The 16,516-nt window shown below is 73.9% G+C and carries 14 protein-coding genes; 4 read left to right on the forward strand and 10 right to left on the reverse strand.

Annotated features, from left to right (window positions below; all coding sequences use genetic code 11):
* Nucleotides 1-96: 96 nt before the first annotated feature.
* The gene (locus BAW75_RS30710; protein WP_104115854.1) at nt 97-2,961 is read right to left on the reverse strand and encodes an ATP-binding protein; all 2,865 of its coding nucleotides are present in this window, start codon (nt 2,959-2,961) and stop codon (nt 97-99) included.
* 493 nt (nt 2,962-3,454) lie between these two features.
* On the opposite strand from BAW75_RS30710, the gene BAW75_RS30715 reads away from it, so the two are divergent.
* Both BAW75_RS30715 and BAW75_RS30720 read left to right on the forward strand, forming a co-directional pair.
* Nucleotides 3,455-4,615, forward strand: a complete 1,161-nt coding sequence (locus BAW75_RS30715; RefSeq protein WP_104115855.1) for a peptidoglycan DD-metalloendopeptidase family protein — start codon at nt 3,455-3,457, stop codon at nt 4,613-4,615.
* Between the two features lie 39 nt (nt 4,616-4,654).
* Nucleotides 4,655-5,095, forward strand: a complete 441-nt coding sequence (locus BAW75_RS30720) for a hypothetical protein (protein WP_043327021.1) — start codon at nt 4,655-4,657, stop codon at nt 5,093-5,095.
* A 7-nt stretch (nt 5,096-5,102) separates the two neighbouring features.
* Here the strand turns inward: BAW75_RS30720 and BAW75_RS30725 are convergent, their stop codons facing one another.
* From BAW75_RS30725 to BAW75_RS30745, 5 genes are read right to left on the reverse strand one after another with little or no spacing between them, the layout of a single operon-like run.
* The gene (locus tag BAW75_RS30725) at nt 5,103-5,813 is read right to left on the reverse strand and encodes an ABC transporter ATP-binding protein (protein WP_069087848.1); all 711 of its coding nucleotides are present in this window, start codon (nt 5,811-5,813) and stop codon (nt 5,103-5,105) included.
* On the reverse strand, nt 5,810-6,778 hold the full coding sequence (locus BAW75_RS30730; protein WP_104115856.1) for an ABC transporter ATP-binding protein: 969 nt from the start codon (nt 6,776-6,778) through the stop codon (nt 5,810-5,812). Before BAW75_RS30730 ends, BAW75_RS30725 begins: the two co-directional genes overlap by 4 nt.
* Nucleotides 6,775-7,641 (reverse strand): ABC transporter permease, encoded by an 867-nt coding sequence (locus BAW75_RS30735; RefSeq protein WP_043327024.1) that lies wholly within the window; start codon nt 7,639-7,641, stop codon nt 6,775-6,777. Before BAW75_RS30735 ends, BAW75_RS30730 begins: the two co-directional genes overlap by 4 nt.
* Nucleotides 7,634-8,626, reverse strand: a complete 993-nt coding sequence (locus BAW75_RS30740; RefSeq protein ID WP_043327026.1) for an ABC transporter permease — start codon at nt 8,624-8,626, stop codon at nt 7,634-7,636. Before BAW75_RS30740 ends, BAW75_RS30735 begins: the two co-directional genes overlap by 8 nt.
* Entirely contained in the window at nt 8,623-10,221 is a 1,599-nt protein-coding gene (locus BAW75_RS30745; RefSeq protein WP_104115892.1) for an ABC transporter substrate-binding protein, read from the reverse strand. The genes BAW75_RS30740 and BAW75_RS30745 overlap by 4 nt, the downstream gene beginning before the upstream one ends.
* 205 nt (nt 10,222-10,426) lie before the next feature.
* On the opposite strand from BAW75_RS30745, the gene BAW75_RS30750 reads away from it, so the two are divergent.
* The gene (locus BAW75_RS30750) at nt 10,427-11,695 is read left to right on the forward strand and encodes a PP2C family protein-serine/threonine phosphatase (RefSeq protein WP_208635356.1); all 1,269 of its coding nucleotides are present in this window, start codon (nt 10,427-10,429) and stop codon (nt 11,693-11,695) included.
* On the opposite strand, the gene BAW75_RS30755 is transcribed toward BAW75_RS30750, so the two are convergent.
* Nucleotides 11,675-12,016, reverse strand: coding sequence for an STAS domain-containing protein (locus tag BAW75_RS30755; RefSeq protein ID WP_244206326.1), 342 nt, complete (start codon nt 12,014-12,016; stop codon nt 11,675-11,677). The two genes, BAW75_RS30750 and BAW75_RS30755, sit on opposite strands and share 21 nt — an antisense overlap.
* A gap of 253 nt (nt 12,017-12,269) precedes the next feature.
* Here BAW75_RS30755 and BAW75_RS30760 point away from each other — a divergent pair, with 253 nt between their 5' ends.
* On the forward strand, nt 12,270-13,862 hold the full coding sequence (locus tag BAW75_RS30760) for a DUF4139 domain-containing protein (RefSeq protein ID WP_104115858.1): 1,593 nt from the start codon (nt 12,270-12,272) through the stop codon (nt 13,860-13,862).
* Between the two features lie 68 nt (nt 13,863-13,930).
* Here the strand turns inward: BAW75_RS30760 and BAW75_RS30765 are convergent, their stop codons facing one another.
* The 3 genes from BAW75_RS30765 to BAW75_RS30775 form a co-directional block, all read right to left on the reverse strand.
* Nucleotides 13,931-14,200, reverse strand: coding sequence for a GlsB/YeaQ/YmgE family stress response membrane protein (locus tag BAW75_RS30765; RefSeq protein ID WP_043327037.1), 270 nt, complete (start codon nt 14,198-14,200; stop codon nt 13,931-13,933).
* 110 nt (nt 14,201-14,310) lie between these two features.
* The gene (locus BAW75_RS30770; RefSeq protein ID WP_043327039.1) at nt 14,311-15,237 is read right to left on the reverse strand and encodes an ion transporter; all 927 of its coding nucleotides are present in this window, start codon (nt 15,235-15,237) and stop codon (nt 14,311-14,313) included.
* 132 nt (nt 15,238-15,369) lie between these two features.
* Nucleotides 15,370-16,476, reverse strand: coding sequence for a magnesium and cobalt transport protein CorA (locus BAW75_RS30775; RefSeq protein ID WP_104115859.1), 1,107 nt, complete (start codon nt 16,474-16,476; stop codon nt 15,370-15,372).
* Nucleotides 16,477-16,516: the final 40 nt, after the last annotated feature.

Below are 16,516 nucleotides of genomic sequence, written 5' to 3' on the forward strand. Positions count from 1 at the left end.
GTGAGCGACCGTCGGCCCGGGCCGGTGGCGGCGCGGCCTCGTGCTACCCGGTCCGCGGGCGTTGCACGGAACGATGTCATCCGGCCCGGACAGCGGTCACCGATCGGTGTCGTCGAGCCGGGCGACCCAGGCGACCAGGCCCGACCGGGACGCGACGCCCGCTTTGCGGTAGATCCGGGTCAGGTGCGCTTCCACCGTGCGCGGGCTGATGTTGAGCTGCCGCCCGATCAGCCGGCTGGTGACTCCGGTCGTCGCCAGCCGCGCGATGTGCCATTCCCGGTCGGTCAGCGCGGCGGCCTCGCGCGGGCCGACCGGACGCGCCAGTCGCAGGGCGACCCGTTCCGTACCGCACCACCCGGCCAGTTCCAGCGCCCGGCGGCGGGCCCGCGCCGCCGGGCCGGGCTGGTCCGCGGCTTCGGCCGCCCGGGCCAGGGAGGCCAGCGCGAGGCTGCGCCGCAGCGCCATGCCGCCGGAGCGGAACAGGTCGGCAGCGGTCTCCAGGTGGAGCTGCGCCGCCGGGACCTCGCCGCGGGCGAGCAGCACCTCGCCGTACGCCGACTCGGCGAAGCCCCGCTGCCCCGGCAGGCCCACCTGCTCCGCCTCGGCCATCGCCTGCCGGGCCTGCCGCTCGGCGTCGTCCACCTCGCCCGCGGCGAGCGCGGCGGCGCAGAGCAGCTCGTGCCACATCGGACGGAGGGTGGTCTGGAGGCGGCTGAGCCGGCTGTCGCCGCCGGCCGAGCGCACCAGTTCGGCACAGGTCGCCGGATCACCGGCCAGCAGCGCCGCCGTCGCCAGCGCGGTCGCGGCGGTACGACCGCACCAGGTGGCGGGGTCGGTGGCGATTCCGACGGCGCTGCGGGCCAGCGCCACCGCCCGGTCGTCGTCCCGAGGACCGCCACGCCAGGCGGTCGCCTCCGCCTCGAACGCCAGGGCGAAGCTCAGCAGGTGGCGGCTGCCGATGCGCCGGGCGACGATGCCGGCCTCGGTGGCCAGTCCGATGGCCGTGCTCAGCCGGCCGGCGTGGTACGCCACCTCGGTGCGCGCGAGCAGAAGCTGACACAACCCGTCGTCGCGGTGCGAGGCGCGGACGAGCGTCAGCCCGCGGTCGAGGTGCCGCACCGCGTCGGCCTGCCGTTCGAGGTACAGCTCGGTCAGGCCGAGCGCGGTGAGGCAGTCGGGGTGGTCCCGCAGGTCCCGGTCCGGCAGCGAGTCGACGATCCGGGCGCCGGCGTCGAGCAGCCCACGGGCGTCGTCGAGCGCGCCGGTGTGCACGGCGGCCAGGCCGCGTACGGCCAGGAGGCCGGCTCGGTCCACGCCCGGGCCGCCGGGATCCGCGGTGAGCGCGTCGGGCAGCCCGGCCACGGGGCGGCCGGCCAGGATGCCGGCGACGCCGATCTCGGTGGCGAGCCGGTAGCCGCCGGCGGGCCCGGTGCCGGCCGGCAGCGCGGCCAGCTCGCGCCGGCTGATCGCCACCGCCTCCGCGTAGTTGCCGAGCAGGCGTTCCACGCGCGCCCACAGGGCTACCGCCTGGGCCCGTCGTCCCTCCGGGTCGGCGGGGAACAGCGGCACGATCTCCTGGAGCAGGGCCCGGCTCTCGGCCAGGTCGCCCGCCTCGCCGGTGACCTGGGCCAGCGCGAGTGACACGTCGCGGCGACGTTGGGCTTCACCGGCCGTCGGCCGCAGCGCCCGCAACGCCAGCCGCAGCCAGCGGATGGCCAGGTCCGGTGTCTCGCGCCGGATCTCCTGGGCGGCCCGGGAGAGCACGTCGACGCAGCGTCCGGCCCAGCGGCCGTTCGGCAGGGCGAGCAGGCGCTCGGCGTAGCGGGCCCGGTCCGCGGCTGGCGCGCCCAGGTCGACGAGCGCGGTGAGCGCTCGCGCGCAGGCGTCCACCCGCCACGCCGGGTCGGTGTCCTGGGCGACCGCCATCCGCAGCACCGGGTGCCGGAAGGCGAAGCGTCCGGTGCCGGGGACGCGGCGGATCAGGTCGAGCCGGGCCAACCGCCAGCCGGCCGCGACCGCCAGTGCCGCCGGCACCTGCGCGACCTCGGCCAGCAGGTCCGGGGCGAAGGGCGCATCCACTATCGCTCCGGCTCGCAGGCAGGCCAGTTCGACGGACGGCAGGTCGGCCCACTCGCGGCGCAGCACGGCCACCGCCGCGTCGGGCAGCCGAACACCAGGCGCCTCCCGGAGCGGGTCGGCGGCGGCCGGAGCGGGGCCGGCCGGGAGCGCCGCCAGGTAACCGGGGTTGCCGCCGGTCAGGTCGTACCGGGCTCGCAGCTCCGCCTGGTCGACGTGGGGGTGCAGGAGCGCGACCTCGGCGAGGCCGAGCGGGCGGAGTTCGATCCGGTCGCGGGACGTCGGTTCCGGATCGGCGTTCTCGTCGGATTCCGGTGGGCCGAACGGCATCGGGGTCGCCATCTGGCGCGGGCGGTAGACGAGCACGAGCAGCAGCGGCGCGGGCACCGGATACCTCAGGAGGTGGGCGATCAGGCCGGTGGAGGAGGCGTCCGCCCAGTGCAGGTCGTCGAGGACCAGCACCAGTCCGTCCCGGGCGGCCAGGCCGATCAGCCGGCGGGCCGCCTGGTAGGTCCGGAACCGCCGGGCGTCCGACGCCGGTGGCACCGCGCCCGCGGGCTCCGCCCAGGTCGGTGCGGGTCGCCCGGCACGCAGTCCGCGGCGGGGTGGCTGGCCCTTCGTGAGGGCGTGCCGGAACACATGGAAGGGAACTCCTCGCTCGTCCGGCGCGCACGTCCCGACGGCCCACGGGACCGTGGGGGCGCATCGTTCCAGAGCCTCGCGGACGAAGCGGGTCTTGCCGATGCCCGGCTCTCCGACCACTTCGCAGACCATCTGCCGGCCGTGGCCGAGCGCGGCGGCCTGGGCTTTTCCGATACGCGCCAACTGTGCTCCCCGCCCGACGAAGCACGGGCCCGTTGGCGCATTTTCCAGCCCAGGTGTCATCACGCAGATCAGACGCTTTCCGGCACTCCATAGGGGATGGTCGCACTATACCGTCGGGAGCATCGGAAGATGTCGAAGATCTCGAATACGGCAGGCCTTTGTTTCACCGGATGTCGGAACGCCGATTCTTTCCGACATCGCACCACAACCCACAGAAAGGGACTGGTCACCACAATGACGGAACGATACCGACATCACTACGATTACGTGCGGCCGCGCGAACCACCCGAAGCGGTCAAATCTCTACTCCACCGTCGGCCGGCATTGTCACTTCCGCCAATCTTTGAAGGCGGATCAAAAATGGCGACCGGAAACGGATGCCGCGCCGTCGAGCCGCGCGCGACAGCGCCGGCCTCGGAACCCCGCCACCCGGAAGATCCACTTCCGGGTACCCCCGATGCATAGATCCTTCACCGTCGCATCGATAGTCGTAGACAACTTTCGCCACCGTCGATAGCCTCCATTCAGTGACACATGTCGATAAGGAGGCTCCATGCGACGGCTCATGCTCTCCTGCGCCCTGGCGGCCATCGGCACCTGGGCAACAGCCCCGGCACCCGCGACCGCCGCTCCCCGCCCGGCACCCGGCCCCGTCGCCGACGCCGTGACCGCGAAGCTTCTCGGCTCGGCCGACGCCGCCGCCCGTACGGCGGACGCGCAGCAGGCCCGGATCAGCGTCACCCGCTCGAACGGGCGGTGGGCCTTCGGCACCGCGGTGCTGCCGGCGGACCGGTCCGCCGACGCGCACCCCACCGGCTCGGTCTTCCTCGCCCGGGCCGACGCCAGGGGCTGGACCGTCGCGTTCGACGGGGAGGCCGCGTTCGGCGACCTGGCCGCCGCGTCGCCGCTGGTGAGCGAAACCGAGAAGGCCGTCTTCACCACGCCCGTCACACCGACGTACGCGGGCGGCGACTTCCGTACCGGCATGGCGCTGCCGTTCGCGGTCGGGCAGACGTGGACGCTCACCTCCGGGCCGCACGGCTGGGGCGGCGCCGCCGCGCCGTGGAGTTCGGTCGACCTCGCCGGCGGCGACCAGGTCGTCCGCGCCGCCCGGGCCGGAACCGCGTACACGATGTGCACCGGCTGGATCCGGGTCATCCACGACCGGGGCTACTCGACGGACTACTACCACCTGTGGAACAGCATCTCCGTCAACGGCGCGGGCGTCGCCCAGGGCGCGTTCCTGGGCAACACCGGCACGGATGTCACCTGCGGCGGCTCCGCCACCGGCCGGCACGTGCACTTCGGACTGCGACAGAACTCGGCGTACGTCCCGATCGCCGGGCACGGCATCGGCAAGTGGGACTTCGTCAGCGGCGCGGCGGCGTACCAGGGCGGCGCCCGGCACGGGTCCGCCTACGTCGGCGCGGGCGGCGGCGTCTACAACTACGGCGCGCTCGGCTTCAACCAGGGCGTCGTCGACGCCAACGGCGGCGGCACGCTGACCCGGCGCTCCGGACCGGGCACCGGGTACGGCGTCCTCGGGTCGGTCGCCGACGGCGCCACCGTCACCGTCTCCTGCTCCGCCAACGGCACCTCGCACACCGGCCGCTACGGCACCACGGCGCTGTGGGACCGGCTCAGCGACGGCAGCTGGGTGTCCGACGCCTACCTCTCCACCGGTGTAAACGGGCCGGTAAACGGCTGGTGCTGACCGTGCGCGTGGATCATGGCACTGCTACCTTCCGGACGCATGGACGACTCCCCTCGCTGGTACCGCCCGGTCCCTGACCTGCTGCTCCTGGTCGGCAGCGCCACCGCGCTGCTCGGCTACCTGATCCCGTGGTTCCGCGCCAGCCGCATGCACCAGTGGTCGTACTCGGGCTGGGCCTATCTGGAGACCGAGGGCGGCTGGACCTGGCTGGTCGTGGTGGCCCTGGCGATTGCCGTCCTGGCCGGCCTCTGGGCCGGGCGGAGCGTGGCGTGCGCCAAGCTCTCGGTCGGCGCGGCGGTGGCCGGGATGTTCCTCGCCGGCGCGGTGGTCGCGGTGAGCCTGGGCGCGCTGCCGGAGCGCGACAGCATCAACTGGGTCGGTGAGCTGCCGTTCGAGATGGGGATGCCGCTCATGGCGGTCGGGTTCGGGACCGTCGTCGCCGGGGCGCTGGGCACCGTACGCCGCCCGGTGCGGGAGTGACGCGACGTCACGCCGCCGGCAGGTCCACCACCCGGGTGGCCCAGCGGGCCATCAGCGCCGGGTCGTGGGTGATGACCAGGACCCCGGCGCCCTGCCGGCGCTGGTAGTCGCCGATGACGGCGGCGACGTGCGCCTGCGTGGAGGCGTCGAGCATCGCGGTGGCCTCGTCGCAGAGCAGGTAGTCCGGCCGGTGGACCAGGGCGCGGGCGAGGCAGGCGCGTTGCAGCTGCCCGTCGCTGACCGCGTGCGGGCGGCGGGTCAGCAGGTCGGTTGTCAGCCCGACCAGGTCGGCCAGTTCCGCCGTACGGGCGGCCGCCTGCTCGCGCGGCGTGCCGGTGGCACGTAGCGGCTCGGCGACGATGTCGGCGAGGCTGAGCCGCGGGTCGGTGGCGGCGCGCGGGCTCTGGAACAGAATCGCGACACGCGTGCGGACCGAGGCGGGCAGCCGGTGCCGGGCGCCCCGGACGGGACTCCCGTCGAGCGTGAGGTGCCCGCTGTCCGGTGCGTGCAGCAGGGCGAGGACGCGGGCGAGTGTGGACTTGCCGCTACCAGACGGTCCGCGCAGCCCGACCGTCTCGCCGGGGGCGATGCGCAGGTCGACCCGGTCGAGGACGCGCTGCCGGCCGTACGCGACGGAGACCTGGTGCGCGGCGAGCCCGGCGGCCGGCGCGGCGCCTGGGGCGACGGCGTCGGTGGCGTCCGGAGCCGTGACCGTCATGCCGGTACCTCCTCGCGCAGCGGATGGTGGCAGGCGACCCGGCCCGCGCCCTCGGCGTCGAGGCGGGGCACTGTCGCGCAGGTGTCGGTGGCGCGGGCGCAGCGCGGGGCGAAGGCGCAGCCGCCGGGCAGGTCGGTGAGCGCCGGCGGGTGGCCCGGCACCGGCACGAACGCGCGGTCGGGCAGCGCGTCGAGCAGCCCGGCGGTGTACGGGTGGGCCGGGTCGTCGAACAGCGCCTCGGTGGGGCGGTGTTCGACGATGCGGCTGGCGTACATCACGGCGACGGTGTCCGCGACGCGGCGTGCGGCGGCCAGGTCGTGCGTGATGAGCAGGACGGCCGCGCCGGTGTCGCAGCGGCGGCGCAGCAGGTCCAGCGTGTGGTCGACGAGCGGCCGGTCGAGGCCGGTGGTGGGTTCGTCGGCGAGCAGCACCGGCGGGTCGGGCGCGAGCGCCAGCGCGGTGGCGAGCCGCTGGGCCATGCCGCCGGACAGTTCGTGCGGGTACCGGTCCAGGTCGGCCGGGTCGAGGCCGACGTCGGCGGCGATCCGGTCGGCGGCGGCCGGCGCGTCACGGCGGGTGTGCCCGTGCGCGCGCAGCGTCTCCTCCAGCAGCTTCCGCCCGGTACGCACCGGGGTGAGCGCGGTGGCGGGACTCTGCGGGACCAGCCCGACGCCCCGGCCGCGTACGTGCCGGGCGAGGTGCCGCTCCCCCGCGCCGATCAGGTCGACGTCGTCGCGTCCCGGCGCGCGCAGGCGGGCGTGCCCGGTGACTGCGGCGTTGCGCGGCAGCAGGCCGAGCAGGGCGTGCGCGAGGACGGACTTGCCGCACCCGGACTCGCCGACCACCGCCAGCAGCTCGCCGGGCCGTAGCGTGAGGCTGAGGTCGGTGACGGCGTGCACGAGCGCGTCACGCAGCCGGAAGCGGACGGTCAGCCCGTCGACGGTCAGCAGCGCCGGGGCGGTCACAGCTGCAGCTCCGCCCGTACGCGCGGGTCGAGGCGGTCGCGCCACCGGCCGGTGAGCACGGCGAGCGCCAGCGTGGCCGCCACGAGCAGCAGGCCGGGGACGATGCTGGCCCACCAGGCGCCGGTGAGCAGCGACCGCTGCCCGTCGTTGATCATGTTGCCGATCGAGGCGAGGTGCGGCGGCAGGCCGAGGCCGAGGAAGGACAGCGCGGTCTCGTGCCAGACCGCGTGCGGCACCATCAGCGTGGTCGCCAGCGCCAGGCGCGGCAGCACGTGCGGCAGCAGGTGCCGGGTGAGCACCCGGGCCCGGCTCGCGCCGCCGGAGATGGCGGCGTCCACGAACGGCCGGTTGCGCAGGCTGAGCAGCTCGGAGCGGACGATCCGGGCGGTGGACAGCCAGTGCGTCAGCGCGATGGACGCGATCACCGCGCCCAGGCTGGGGCGCAGCATCGCCACGATGAAGATGCCCAGCAGCAGGTGCGGCAGCGCGGCGACGGTGTCCACGACGCGCATGAGCGCCCGGTCGACCCAGCCGCCGACGCTGCCGGCGAGCGCGCCGACCAGCCCGCCGATGACCGCCGCGACGAGCGCCGCGACCGCGCCGACAAGCAGCGAGACGCGCAGGCCGTAGAGGCTGCGCAACGCCACGTCGCGGCCGAGGTCGTCGGTGCCGGCCAGGTTGTCGGCCGACGGCGCGAGCCGGGTACGGGAGAGGTCGACGGCGCTCTGGTCCAGCGGCCACAGGACCGGGGCGAGCAGCGCGGCGGCCACCACACCGGCGAGCACCACGACGGCGACTGTCGTGCCCGCGCTGCCGGGGCGGCGCAGGCGCCGGACGCGCGCGGGGAGGGCGAGGTCAGTCATCGAGGCGTACCCGGGGGTCGGCGGCGGCGTAGGCGAGGTCGGTGAGCAGGTTCGCGGTCAGCACCACGACGGCGGTGGCCAGGGTGGTGGCCGCGAGCAGCGGGAAGTCGGCGCCCAGCGCCGCCTCGACGGTGACCGCGCCGAGGCCGGGCAGGGAGAACACGGTCTCCACCAGGACCGCGCCGCCGACGAGTTCGGGCAGGTGCGTGCCGACCAGGGTGAGGAACGGCAGCAACGCGGTCCGCAGCGCGTGTCCGAACAGGACGACCCGGCCGGGCAGTCCCCGGGCGCGGGCGGCCAGGACGTGGTCGTCGCGCAGGCTCTCGGCGACCGCGTCACGGACGAACAGGACGAACCACGGGGCCTGGGAGATCGCCAGCACCGTCACCGGCAGCACCAGGTGCCGGGCCACGTCGGCCGGGTCGGTGCTCGTGGCGGTGATGTCGGTGAGCCCGCCGGCGGGCAGCCAGCCGAGGCTGAGGGCGAACACGGCGATCGCCGCGAGGCCGATCCAGAACACCGGCATGGACTGCACGGCGTACGCGACGGCGCGCAGCGCCCGGTCGAACCAGCCGCCACGCCGGTACGCGGCCAGCGTGCCCAGCAGCACGCTCGCCACCAGCACCAGGGCCAGCGCGGTGCCGACGAGCAGCAGCGTCCATCCGGCCCGGGAGGCCAGCACCGAGGTGACCGGCTCGTGCCGGCTCGTGGACCAGCCCAGGTCGCCGCGCAGCAGGTTGCCGACCCAGCGGGCGTACTGCACCGGCAGCGGGTCGTCGACACCCCAGTTGGCGCGGATCTGCGCCAGGTTCTCCTCGCTGGTGGTGAACGCCGCCGCGCCCGCGTACTGCTGGGCCGGGTCGATCGGGGAGGCGGCGCCGAGGGCGAACATGCCCATGCTGGTGGCGGCCAGCACCGGCACGGCGACCAGCAGCCGCCGCCGGACCACAGTGCCCGCCCCGGCCAGCCGCCGCCGTCCGGTCACGATTCCTTCGTCCAGGTGTGCACGTTCCACCAGATGCTGTTGGCGACGTCGTGCTCGTGCGGCTCGACCCGCGGCGTCACCCCGGTCACGGCGTCCTTCAGCACGTAGGTGTGCTGGAGGTAGGTGAGGAACACCCACGGCACGTCGGCGGCGAGCTGCTTCTGGAACGTGGCGTACGCGGCCTTACGGGCGGCCGGGTCGGCGTTGTCCCGGCCGGCCTGCAACGCGGCGTCGGTGACCGCCGAGCGGTACGAGCCGGGGTTGAAGAAGCCCTGCCCGGCGAAGGCCGAGCTGAACAGCTTGTAGGAGACGAAGTCCGGATCGTACGGCGTGCCGTAGCCCATGATCAGCGCGTCGCGCTTCATCCGCGGCGTGATCGCGTCCCAGGTCAGGCCCTCCGGGGTGACAGTGATCCCGACCTTCTTCGCGTCGGCGGTGACGGCCAGTGCGAGTTCCTTGCGCAGGCTGTCGGTGGCCGGGTACAGGATCGTGAACGCGGCCTGCCGCCCGTCCTTGACCCGGATGCCGTCCGGGCCGGGCTTCCACCCGGCGGCGTCCAGCTCCGCCGTGGCGGCGGCGACGTCGGCGCCGGGCTTGCCGGCGATCGTCGGCTCGGCGTACTCCGACGTGGGCGGCACCGGCCCGAACGCGGGCTCCCCCGCGCCGCCGAGCACGCCGGTCACCATGGCCTGCCGGTCCACCGCGACGTTCAGCGCCTTCCGGATCGCGGGGTCGCCGGTGACCGGGTTGCCCATCGGCAGCATGACGCCCCGGTAGTCGGCGGTCGGCACCTTGTGCACCCGGTAGCCGTCGCGGCTCTCGAAGCCGGAGGCGAGCTTCGGCGCCAGCTCCGCCGCGTCGAACTCGCCGGCCCGCATCCGCTGGGCGCGGACGTTGTCGTCGGCGACGAACGCCACCACCACGCCCGAGTTCGCCGGTTTGCCGTCCCAGTACGTCTCGTTCGCCGCGAGCACGAGCCGGTCACCCGGGGTCCAGGAGGTGAACCGGTACGGGCCGGTGCCGACCGGCTTGCGGTTGAAGGTCGCCTTGTTGATGTCCTGCCCGGCGAACGCCTTCGCCGGGACGATCCCCAGCGCCAGCCGCTGCAGGAACGGCGCGTACGCGTACTTCAGCGTGAACACGACCGTCGCCGGGTCGGGCGCGGCGACGGAGGCGAGCATGTCCAGATCGGACCGCAGCGTGGAGTCGACGGCCGGGTCGAGCACCGCCTGGTAGGTGAACACCACGTCCTGTGCGGTCAGCGGGCTGCCGTCGTGGAACAGCACGCCTTCGCGCAGCTTCGCGGTGACTGTCTTCCCGTCCGCTGAGACGGTGGGCAGCTCGCGGGCCAGGGCGGGCACCAGGTCGTTGCGGGCGTCCCGGGCGACCAGCCCGTCGAAGATCAGCGACGCGCCGTCGACGCCGTAGTTGAGCACCGGGTTGAGCGTGTCCGGCTCGCCCGCGGTGGCGACCACGAGCGTGCCGGAGTTGCCCGGGCCACCGGTCGACGCCGTGGGTGACGAGCAGCCGGCGACGACGAGCAGGGCGGCGGCGAGCACCGCTGCCACGCGTACGGGCTTGGGTCTGATCGCCACCGGCAACCCCTCGAACACTCGTCTGCGGATGGCAGCCGGGCGGGCGCTCCGGCGAGGATCGATCATCGCGTGCCCGAGCGCCCGCTACCGCCACTCTTCTGTAGTTGCCAACTATATGCAATACCGGCCGGTCGATGGCGGTGACCCGCCGGCCCCCGGTCTCGCTCACAAGGCGGCCGCGCTGCCCGCTGAATATGCTCAAGGGGTGGAGGACAGCGAGCAGGCGGTGCTGACCGGGATGTTGCAGTCGGCGGAGGACGCCGCCCCGGTGCAGGCGGTCGAGGCCGTCACCGGCGTCATCGCCACGGCGCTGAACGCGCGCGGCGTCTCGCTGCTGATCGCCGACCTCAGCGGTCGCGCGCTGGTGCGGCTGACCCACCAGCCGGACGGCGGCGGCGCCGGGCGACGCCACGGCGAGGAGGAGGCCGAGGTCCTCCCGTTCGACGGCGGGCCCTACGAACGCGCCCTCCGTCAGCAGGCCCCCGAGGTCGTCCCCGGCGACGGCACGTGGACCGTGCTGGCGCCGGTCACCGACCGCGGTGAGGCGATCGGCCTGCTGGAGATCGACCTGCCCGACGAGCCGGACGGCGACGTGGTGAACTGGGTCGCCCGTACCGCGCACGCGCTGGCGTTCGTGGTCATCGCCAACCGCAGGCACACCGACCTGTTCGAGTGGGGACAGCGCACCACCCCCTTCACCCTCTCCGCCGAGATCCAGCGCCGCCTGCTGCCCGCCTCGTTCACCTGCGAGGCCGGCGCCTTCGCTCTCTCCGGCTGGCTGGAACCCGCCGCGAGCGTCGGCGGCGACACCTTCGACTACAGCCTGGCCCGGGACCTGCTGCACCTCAGCGTCACCGACGCGATGGGCCACGGCGGGGCGAGCGCGCTCACCGCCACCCTCGGCGTGGGCAGCCTGCGCAACACCCGCCGGCGCGGCCTCGGTCTCGTCGCGCAGGCCGAGGAGGCCAACCGGGCGGTCGCGGAGCACGCCAACGTACGCGGCGCGTACGTCACCGCCGTGCTGGGCCGTATCGACCTGACCACCGGGCGCTGCGAGCTGCTGAACGCGGGGCACGTCCCGCCGCTGCTGGTCCGGGACGGCCGGGTCGTACCCGTGGAACTGCCGGGCAACTTCCCGTTCGGGATGTTCCCCGGCGAGAGCTACCGCAGCGCGGAGCTACCGCTGCTGCCCGGCGACCGGCTGGTGGTGGTCACCGACGGCATGCGCGAACGCAACGCCGCGGACCTCGACCTGGCCGCCGCCCTGCTCCGCCTCGCCCACCTGCATCCCCGCGAGGCGGTCCGGGCACTGTCCGACGCGGTGCTGGAGATCGCCGGGCCGGCTCTGGCCGACGACGCCACACTGCTCGTCGTCGACTGGTACGGCGGCCACGGGCCACGCCGCAGCACCGCCGGCGCGGACAGCGCCCGCGTCAGCCCGGACGAGGAGCGCTCAGCGCACCGCCGTCGGTGAGCCGTCCTCGGCCTCGCGGACCGTGCCGAAGCGCGGGATGACGCGGTCCACCGAGGTGATCGAGAAGACGTTGCGGATCGACTGGCGTACGACGGCCAGACCGAGCCAGCCGTCGCGCTCCCGCAGGTTCTTGTAGACGAGCACCAGCGCGCCCAAGCCGCTGGAATCCACGAATCCGACCTGGGTCAGGTCGACGACCACCGTCCGCGCACCGGTCTCCACCACCTCGAGCAGCCGGTCACGCAGCTGAGGCGCGCTGGCCATGTCCAGATCGCCGACGACCTCGATCACCGGGCCGACGCGCCCCTGCCGGGTCGTCACCGAGAACTCCACCACGCCCCCTCAACCGCGCCGCCGACGGCACCACACTTCTACCCACCGTGCCAGAAATGCGCCCTGATCGCCTCCCGTGGGTTCACGTTCGCTCAGCGGTCCCACCGCGAAGTGGTGGACGACACCTCAGTGCCGGTCGAGCCAGATCACGATCCACGCCATCCTGTCCGCGCGGCAGGAGGCCGCGTCCCGCTGACCGGATGCGCGCGTGGGCGGGCGTGCCTGAACTACCCTCGCGCCCGTGAACACTGTGGAGATCGATGCGCCAGTCGTCGGTGTGACCGTCTACCCGGACCGCGCGCGGGTCACCCGCCGGGGTGGCCTCCGGCTCGCCGCAGGGGAACATCGGGTACGCGTCGCGCCGCTCCCGCTGGGCCTGCAGCGGGACTCGATCCGGGTGGGCGGTCACGGCCCGGCCACCGTGCTCGGTGTCGACGTGACCGCCCACCGGCAGGCCCGCAGCACCGACGCGCAGGTCGTCGAGCTGGAACGGCGGCGGCGGGAACTCGCCGACGAGGTGGCCGAGGTCGAGGACACGGACGCGATCGAGGCCCAGCGCGGCGAGTTCCTCACCCGGCTGGCCGAGCGCGCCGGTGGCACGTACGCCCGGGCCCTGGCCGCCGGCGACGCGGCCCCGGCCGACGTCGCGGCCTTCACCGAGTCGGTGTCCGGACAGCTCGCCGAGTCCCGGGCCGGGCGGCGCGGGCTGGCCCGGCGGCGCACCGACCTGGCGGAGGAGCTGGCCGCCGTCGACCGCGAGCTGGCGGCGGCGCGCGGCAAGCGGACGCCGGACCGGCTGGCCGCCGAGGTGTCGGTCTCGGTGGACGCCGACGACGCCGAGGTGGAGCTGGAGCTGACCTACCTGGTGGACGGCGCCCGCTGGACCCCCTCCTACGACCTGCGGCTGGTCGGCGACACCATGACCGTCACCTGGTTCGGGCTGGTCAGCCAGGACACCGGGGAGGACTGGCCGGAGTGCGAACTCCTGCTCTCCACCGCCCGCCCGGCGGCGGCGAGCGGCGTACCCGAACTGTCGCCCTGGTATCTCGACCGGCTCCGCCCGCAGCCGCCGCTCGACGTGTCGGCCGCGTCGTTCGACGGGACGTTGCCACCCCCGGCGCCCGGCGCGGCGCCGCCGCCGGGCCGGGCCGGCGCGGCCCGGTCGGCGGCGGTCCGGCCGGCCGTGCGGGAGAACGTGGCCGAGGTCGAGCAGGGCGTCACGGCGGCGACCTACCGGCCCGCCCGGCCGGTGGTGGTGCCGGCCGACGGCAGCGCGCACCGGGTGACGGTCGCGGCGCTGGAGCTGCCGGCCCGGCTGGACCACGTCAGCGTGCCGGTACGTGCCGCCGAGGCGCACCTGCGGGCTACGGTACGCAACACGTCCGACCACACGCTGCTGCCCGGCCCGGCGTCGGTGTTCCACGGCGCGGACTTCGTCGCGGCGACGCGGTTGACCATGTGGGCGCCGGGCGAGGAGACCGAGCTGGCGCTGGGGGTCGACGACCGGGTACGGGTGGAGCGGAAGCTGCACCGGCGTACCGAGAGCAGGGCGACGCTCGGGTCGACGCGGCGGCGGGAGATGGAGTACCGGATCACTGTCGCGAACCACACGCCCCGCCCGGCCACTGTCGAGGTGCGCGACCAGTTGCCGGTTTCCCGGGACGAGTCCGTGGTGGTACGCGAGACGACGCTGACGCCGCCGCCCGCCGAGCGTACGGAGCTGGGCGAGCTGACCTGGCGGCTGTCGCTCGCGCCGGGCGAGAGCGGCGAGATCGCGCTGGGCTTCCGGGTGGAGCTGGCCAAGGGCGTCGAGCTGACCGGCTGGCGGGAGTAGCCGCAGGCGTTAGGAAGGGCCCCTTCTTATGCAGAATGCGTTAAGAAGGGGCCCTTCCTTCGCTCCGGTCAGACGCGGCGACGACCGTACAGGCCGGCGAAGATCGCGACGCCGATGGCCGCGAAGCCGACCTGGAGCGCCAGCTCGATCCAGTCGATGCCGGGAGTGTCGGCGACGCCGAACGCGCCGGCCACCAGGGTGCCGACGAGCGCGGCGACCACACCGATGAGCAGGGTCAGCCAGATCGGGATGTTCTGCTTGCCCGGCACCACCAGGCGCCCGAGCGCACCGATGACCAGGCCGATGATGAGCGCGGTGAAGAAGCCCGTGATCTCCACGAGAGGCGTCCCTTCCCTCGGATGTGTTGGCGCCTCGCTGGTTGCCCCGATCAACCGTCCGGCCAAACGTACGGTCCGATTTCGTCACAGAACTGTCATGACCGGGCCGGTCAGTGCTCCGAGTGCTGGCGGCGGCGCGGCGCGCCGGGCGGCTCGTCCCGGTCGATGCGCAGTTCCCGCTCCAACTCGGCGATGACCATGCGCAGGTCGTCCAGGCGCTGACTGATCGCGATCCGGTCCACCTCGTCCGGTATCCCGTCGCCGTCTTCGTCGTAGTCCGGCGCCAGCCCCTCGGTCATCTCCAGCCGGCGCGCCTCCTCCATCGAGTTGACGATGACCGCGATGAGGATGTTCAGCAGCAGGTTGACCGCGATCATCACGAAGCTGACGTAGTAGAGAAGCGTCCACGGTGACACCTCAAGGCCCTGTTCCAGCAGGTCCGGCAGCGTCTCCAGGGACAGCAGCACGAACAGCGTGACGAGGGAACGGCCGATGTCGCCGTACTGCTCGGGGTAACGGTCGCCGAAGATCAGCCAGCCGGCCATGCCGTACACGTAGAGCGTGACGGCGGCGAGCGCGAGGAACCCGGCGACGCCGGGCAGGCTGCGCCACAGCGCCGTGACGATGGTCCGCAGGCCGGGCGAGAAGCGGACCAGCCGCAGCACCCGGGCGACCCGGATGAACCGCAGCACGCCCGAGTCGCCGTGCAGTCCCGGGATGAAGATGGCCGCGGTGACCAGCAGGTCGAAGACGTTCCAGCCGTGCCGGAAGAAGTCCTGCGGACGGCGGCCGTACGCGAGGATCCGGATGGTGATCTCCACGACGAAGGCGGCCCGGAACATCAGCTCCGTCCACCGCAGCACCGGCCCGGCGGCGCCCAGGTTCGGGTACGTCTCGATACCCAGCACCACTCCGTTGGCCATGATGAGCACCACGATGGCCACCTCGAACGGCCGGGACGCGACGAGCCGGGCACAGTGGCCCGCCAGCCCTCGCCTCCCCGTGCTCGTCCGGCGACCGCCGCGCGGGGTCGGCACCGTGTCCCCGATCAGCGCCTACCTCCACGACACGAGGTCCGGGCAACGTACGGACGACGGGGGGTAGTCACCCGGACACTTTAGTGGATCACCGACGGCGCGCGGTCACGGCCGAGGCCCGGCCGGCCCGGCTCACAGCCAGCCGCGGCGCTTGAACAGCAGATAGAGCGCGCCGCAGACGGCGAGCATCAGGGCGAGCGCGAACAGATAGCCGTACCGCCAGCCCAGCTCCGGCATGTGCCCGAAGTTCATCCCGTACACGGTGCCGATCAGGGTCGGCGCGAACAGGATGGCGGCCCAGGCGGAGACCCGCTTGATCTCCTCGTTCTGCTCGAAGCTGGCGGCGGTCAGGCTGCGCATCTCCTCGTTCTGCGCCTGCGAGACCAGCGTGGCGTTGACGGTGAGGATGTTCTGGAGCAGGTGCCGGAACCCGTCCACCCGCTCCACCACCTGGGTGAGGTGGTCGGCCACGTCGCGCAGCCGACGGCGCAGCTCCTCGTCCGTGCCGTACTTGTCGAACCCGTGTGCCAGCTCGTCCACCACCTTCAGCAGCGGGCGGGCGGCCCGCTGGAACTGGATCACCTCGCGGCTCAGCTCGTAGATGCGGCGGCTGGCGTTCGGGTCGCCGCCGAACACCTCGGTCTCGACCTCGTCGATGTCGTTCTCCAGCCCGGCCACCACCGGCGCGTAGCCGTCCACCACCCGGTCGAGCACGGCGTAGAGCACCGCTTCCGGGCCGAGCGCGAGCACGTTCGGCTCGGCCTCCAGCCGCCGTCGTACGCCGGCCAGGTCGGGCGTGCCACCGTGCCGCACGGTGATCACGAATCCGGGCCCGAGGAACAGGTGCAGCTCGGCGAACTCGACCGCGTCCCGCTCGTCCAGGTAGCGGGCGGCGCGCAGCACCACGAACAGGGTGTCGCCGTAGCGTTCCAGCTTGGGGCGCTGATGGGCGTTGATCGCGTCCTCGACGGCCAGGTCGGGGAGCTGGAACTCGGCGGCGAGCGAGGCGATCTGCTCGCGGCCCGGCCGGAGCAGCCCGATCCAGGCCATCGCGTCGTCGAGCTGCTGCAGGCAGCGGTACGTGTCGGCGAGGCTGACCGGCGACGCCCGCCGTACCCCGCCGACGTAGACGCCGCTGTCGACCAGCCCGTCGGGGCGCTCCGGCAGCGCCGCGCCGGCGTCGATGGCGTGTTCGTCCAGTTGCCGGCCGAACCCCTCCGAGGACCGGTTGCCCGCCATGCCCCTCCCCCGCAGCCCGACCGGCTCGCCGAGTCCCCCG

Source organism: Micromonospora chalcea (genome assembly GCF_002926165.1).
Classification (GTDB): Bacteria; Actinomycetota; Actinomycetes; order Mycobacteriales; family Micromonosporaceae; genus Micromonospora; species Micromonospora chalcea.

Bases quoted from the DNA above. Each gene is read 5' to 3' on its own strand.
- BAW75_RS30710 (WP_104115854.1), bottom strand. From the start codon at position 2,961: ATGACACCTGGGCTGGAAAATGCGCCAACGGGCCCGTGCTTCGTCGGG.
- BAW75_RS30725 (WP_069087848.1), bottom strand. From the start codon at position 5,813: ATGACGGTCACGGCTCCGGACGCCACCGACGCCGTCGCCCCAGGCGCC.
- BAW75_RS30735 (WP_043327024.1), bottom strand. From the start codon at position 7,641: ATGACTGACCTCGCCCTCCCCGCGCGCGTCCGGCGCCTGCGCCGCCCC.
- BAW75_RS30715 (WP_104115855.1), top strand. From the start codon at position 3,455: ATGCGACGGCTCATGCTCTCCTGCGCCCTGGCGGCCATCGGCACCTGG.
- BAW75_RS30775 (WP_104115859.1), bottom strand. From the start codon at position 16,476: ATGGCGGGCAACCGGTCCTCGGAGGGGTTCGGCCGGCAACTGGACGAA.
- BAW75_RS30720 (WP_043327021.1), top strand. From the start codon at position 4,655: ATGGACGACTCCCCTCGCTGGTACCGCCCGGTCCCTGACCTGCTGCTC.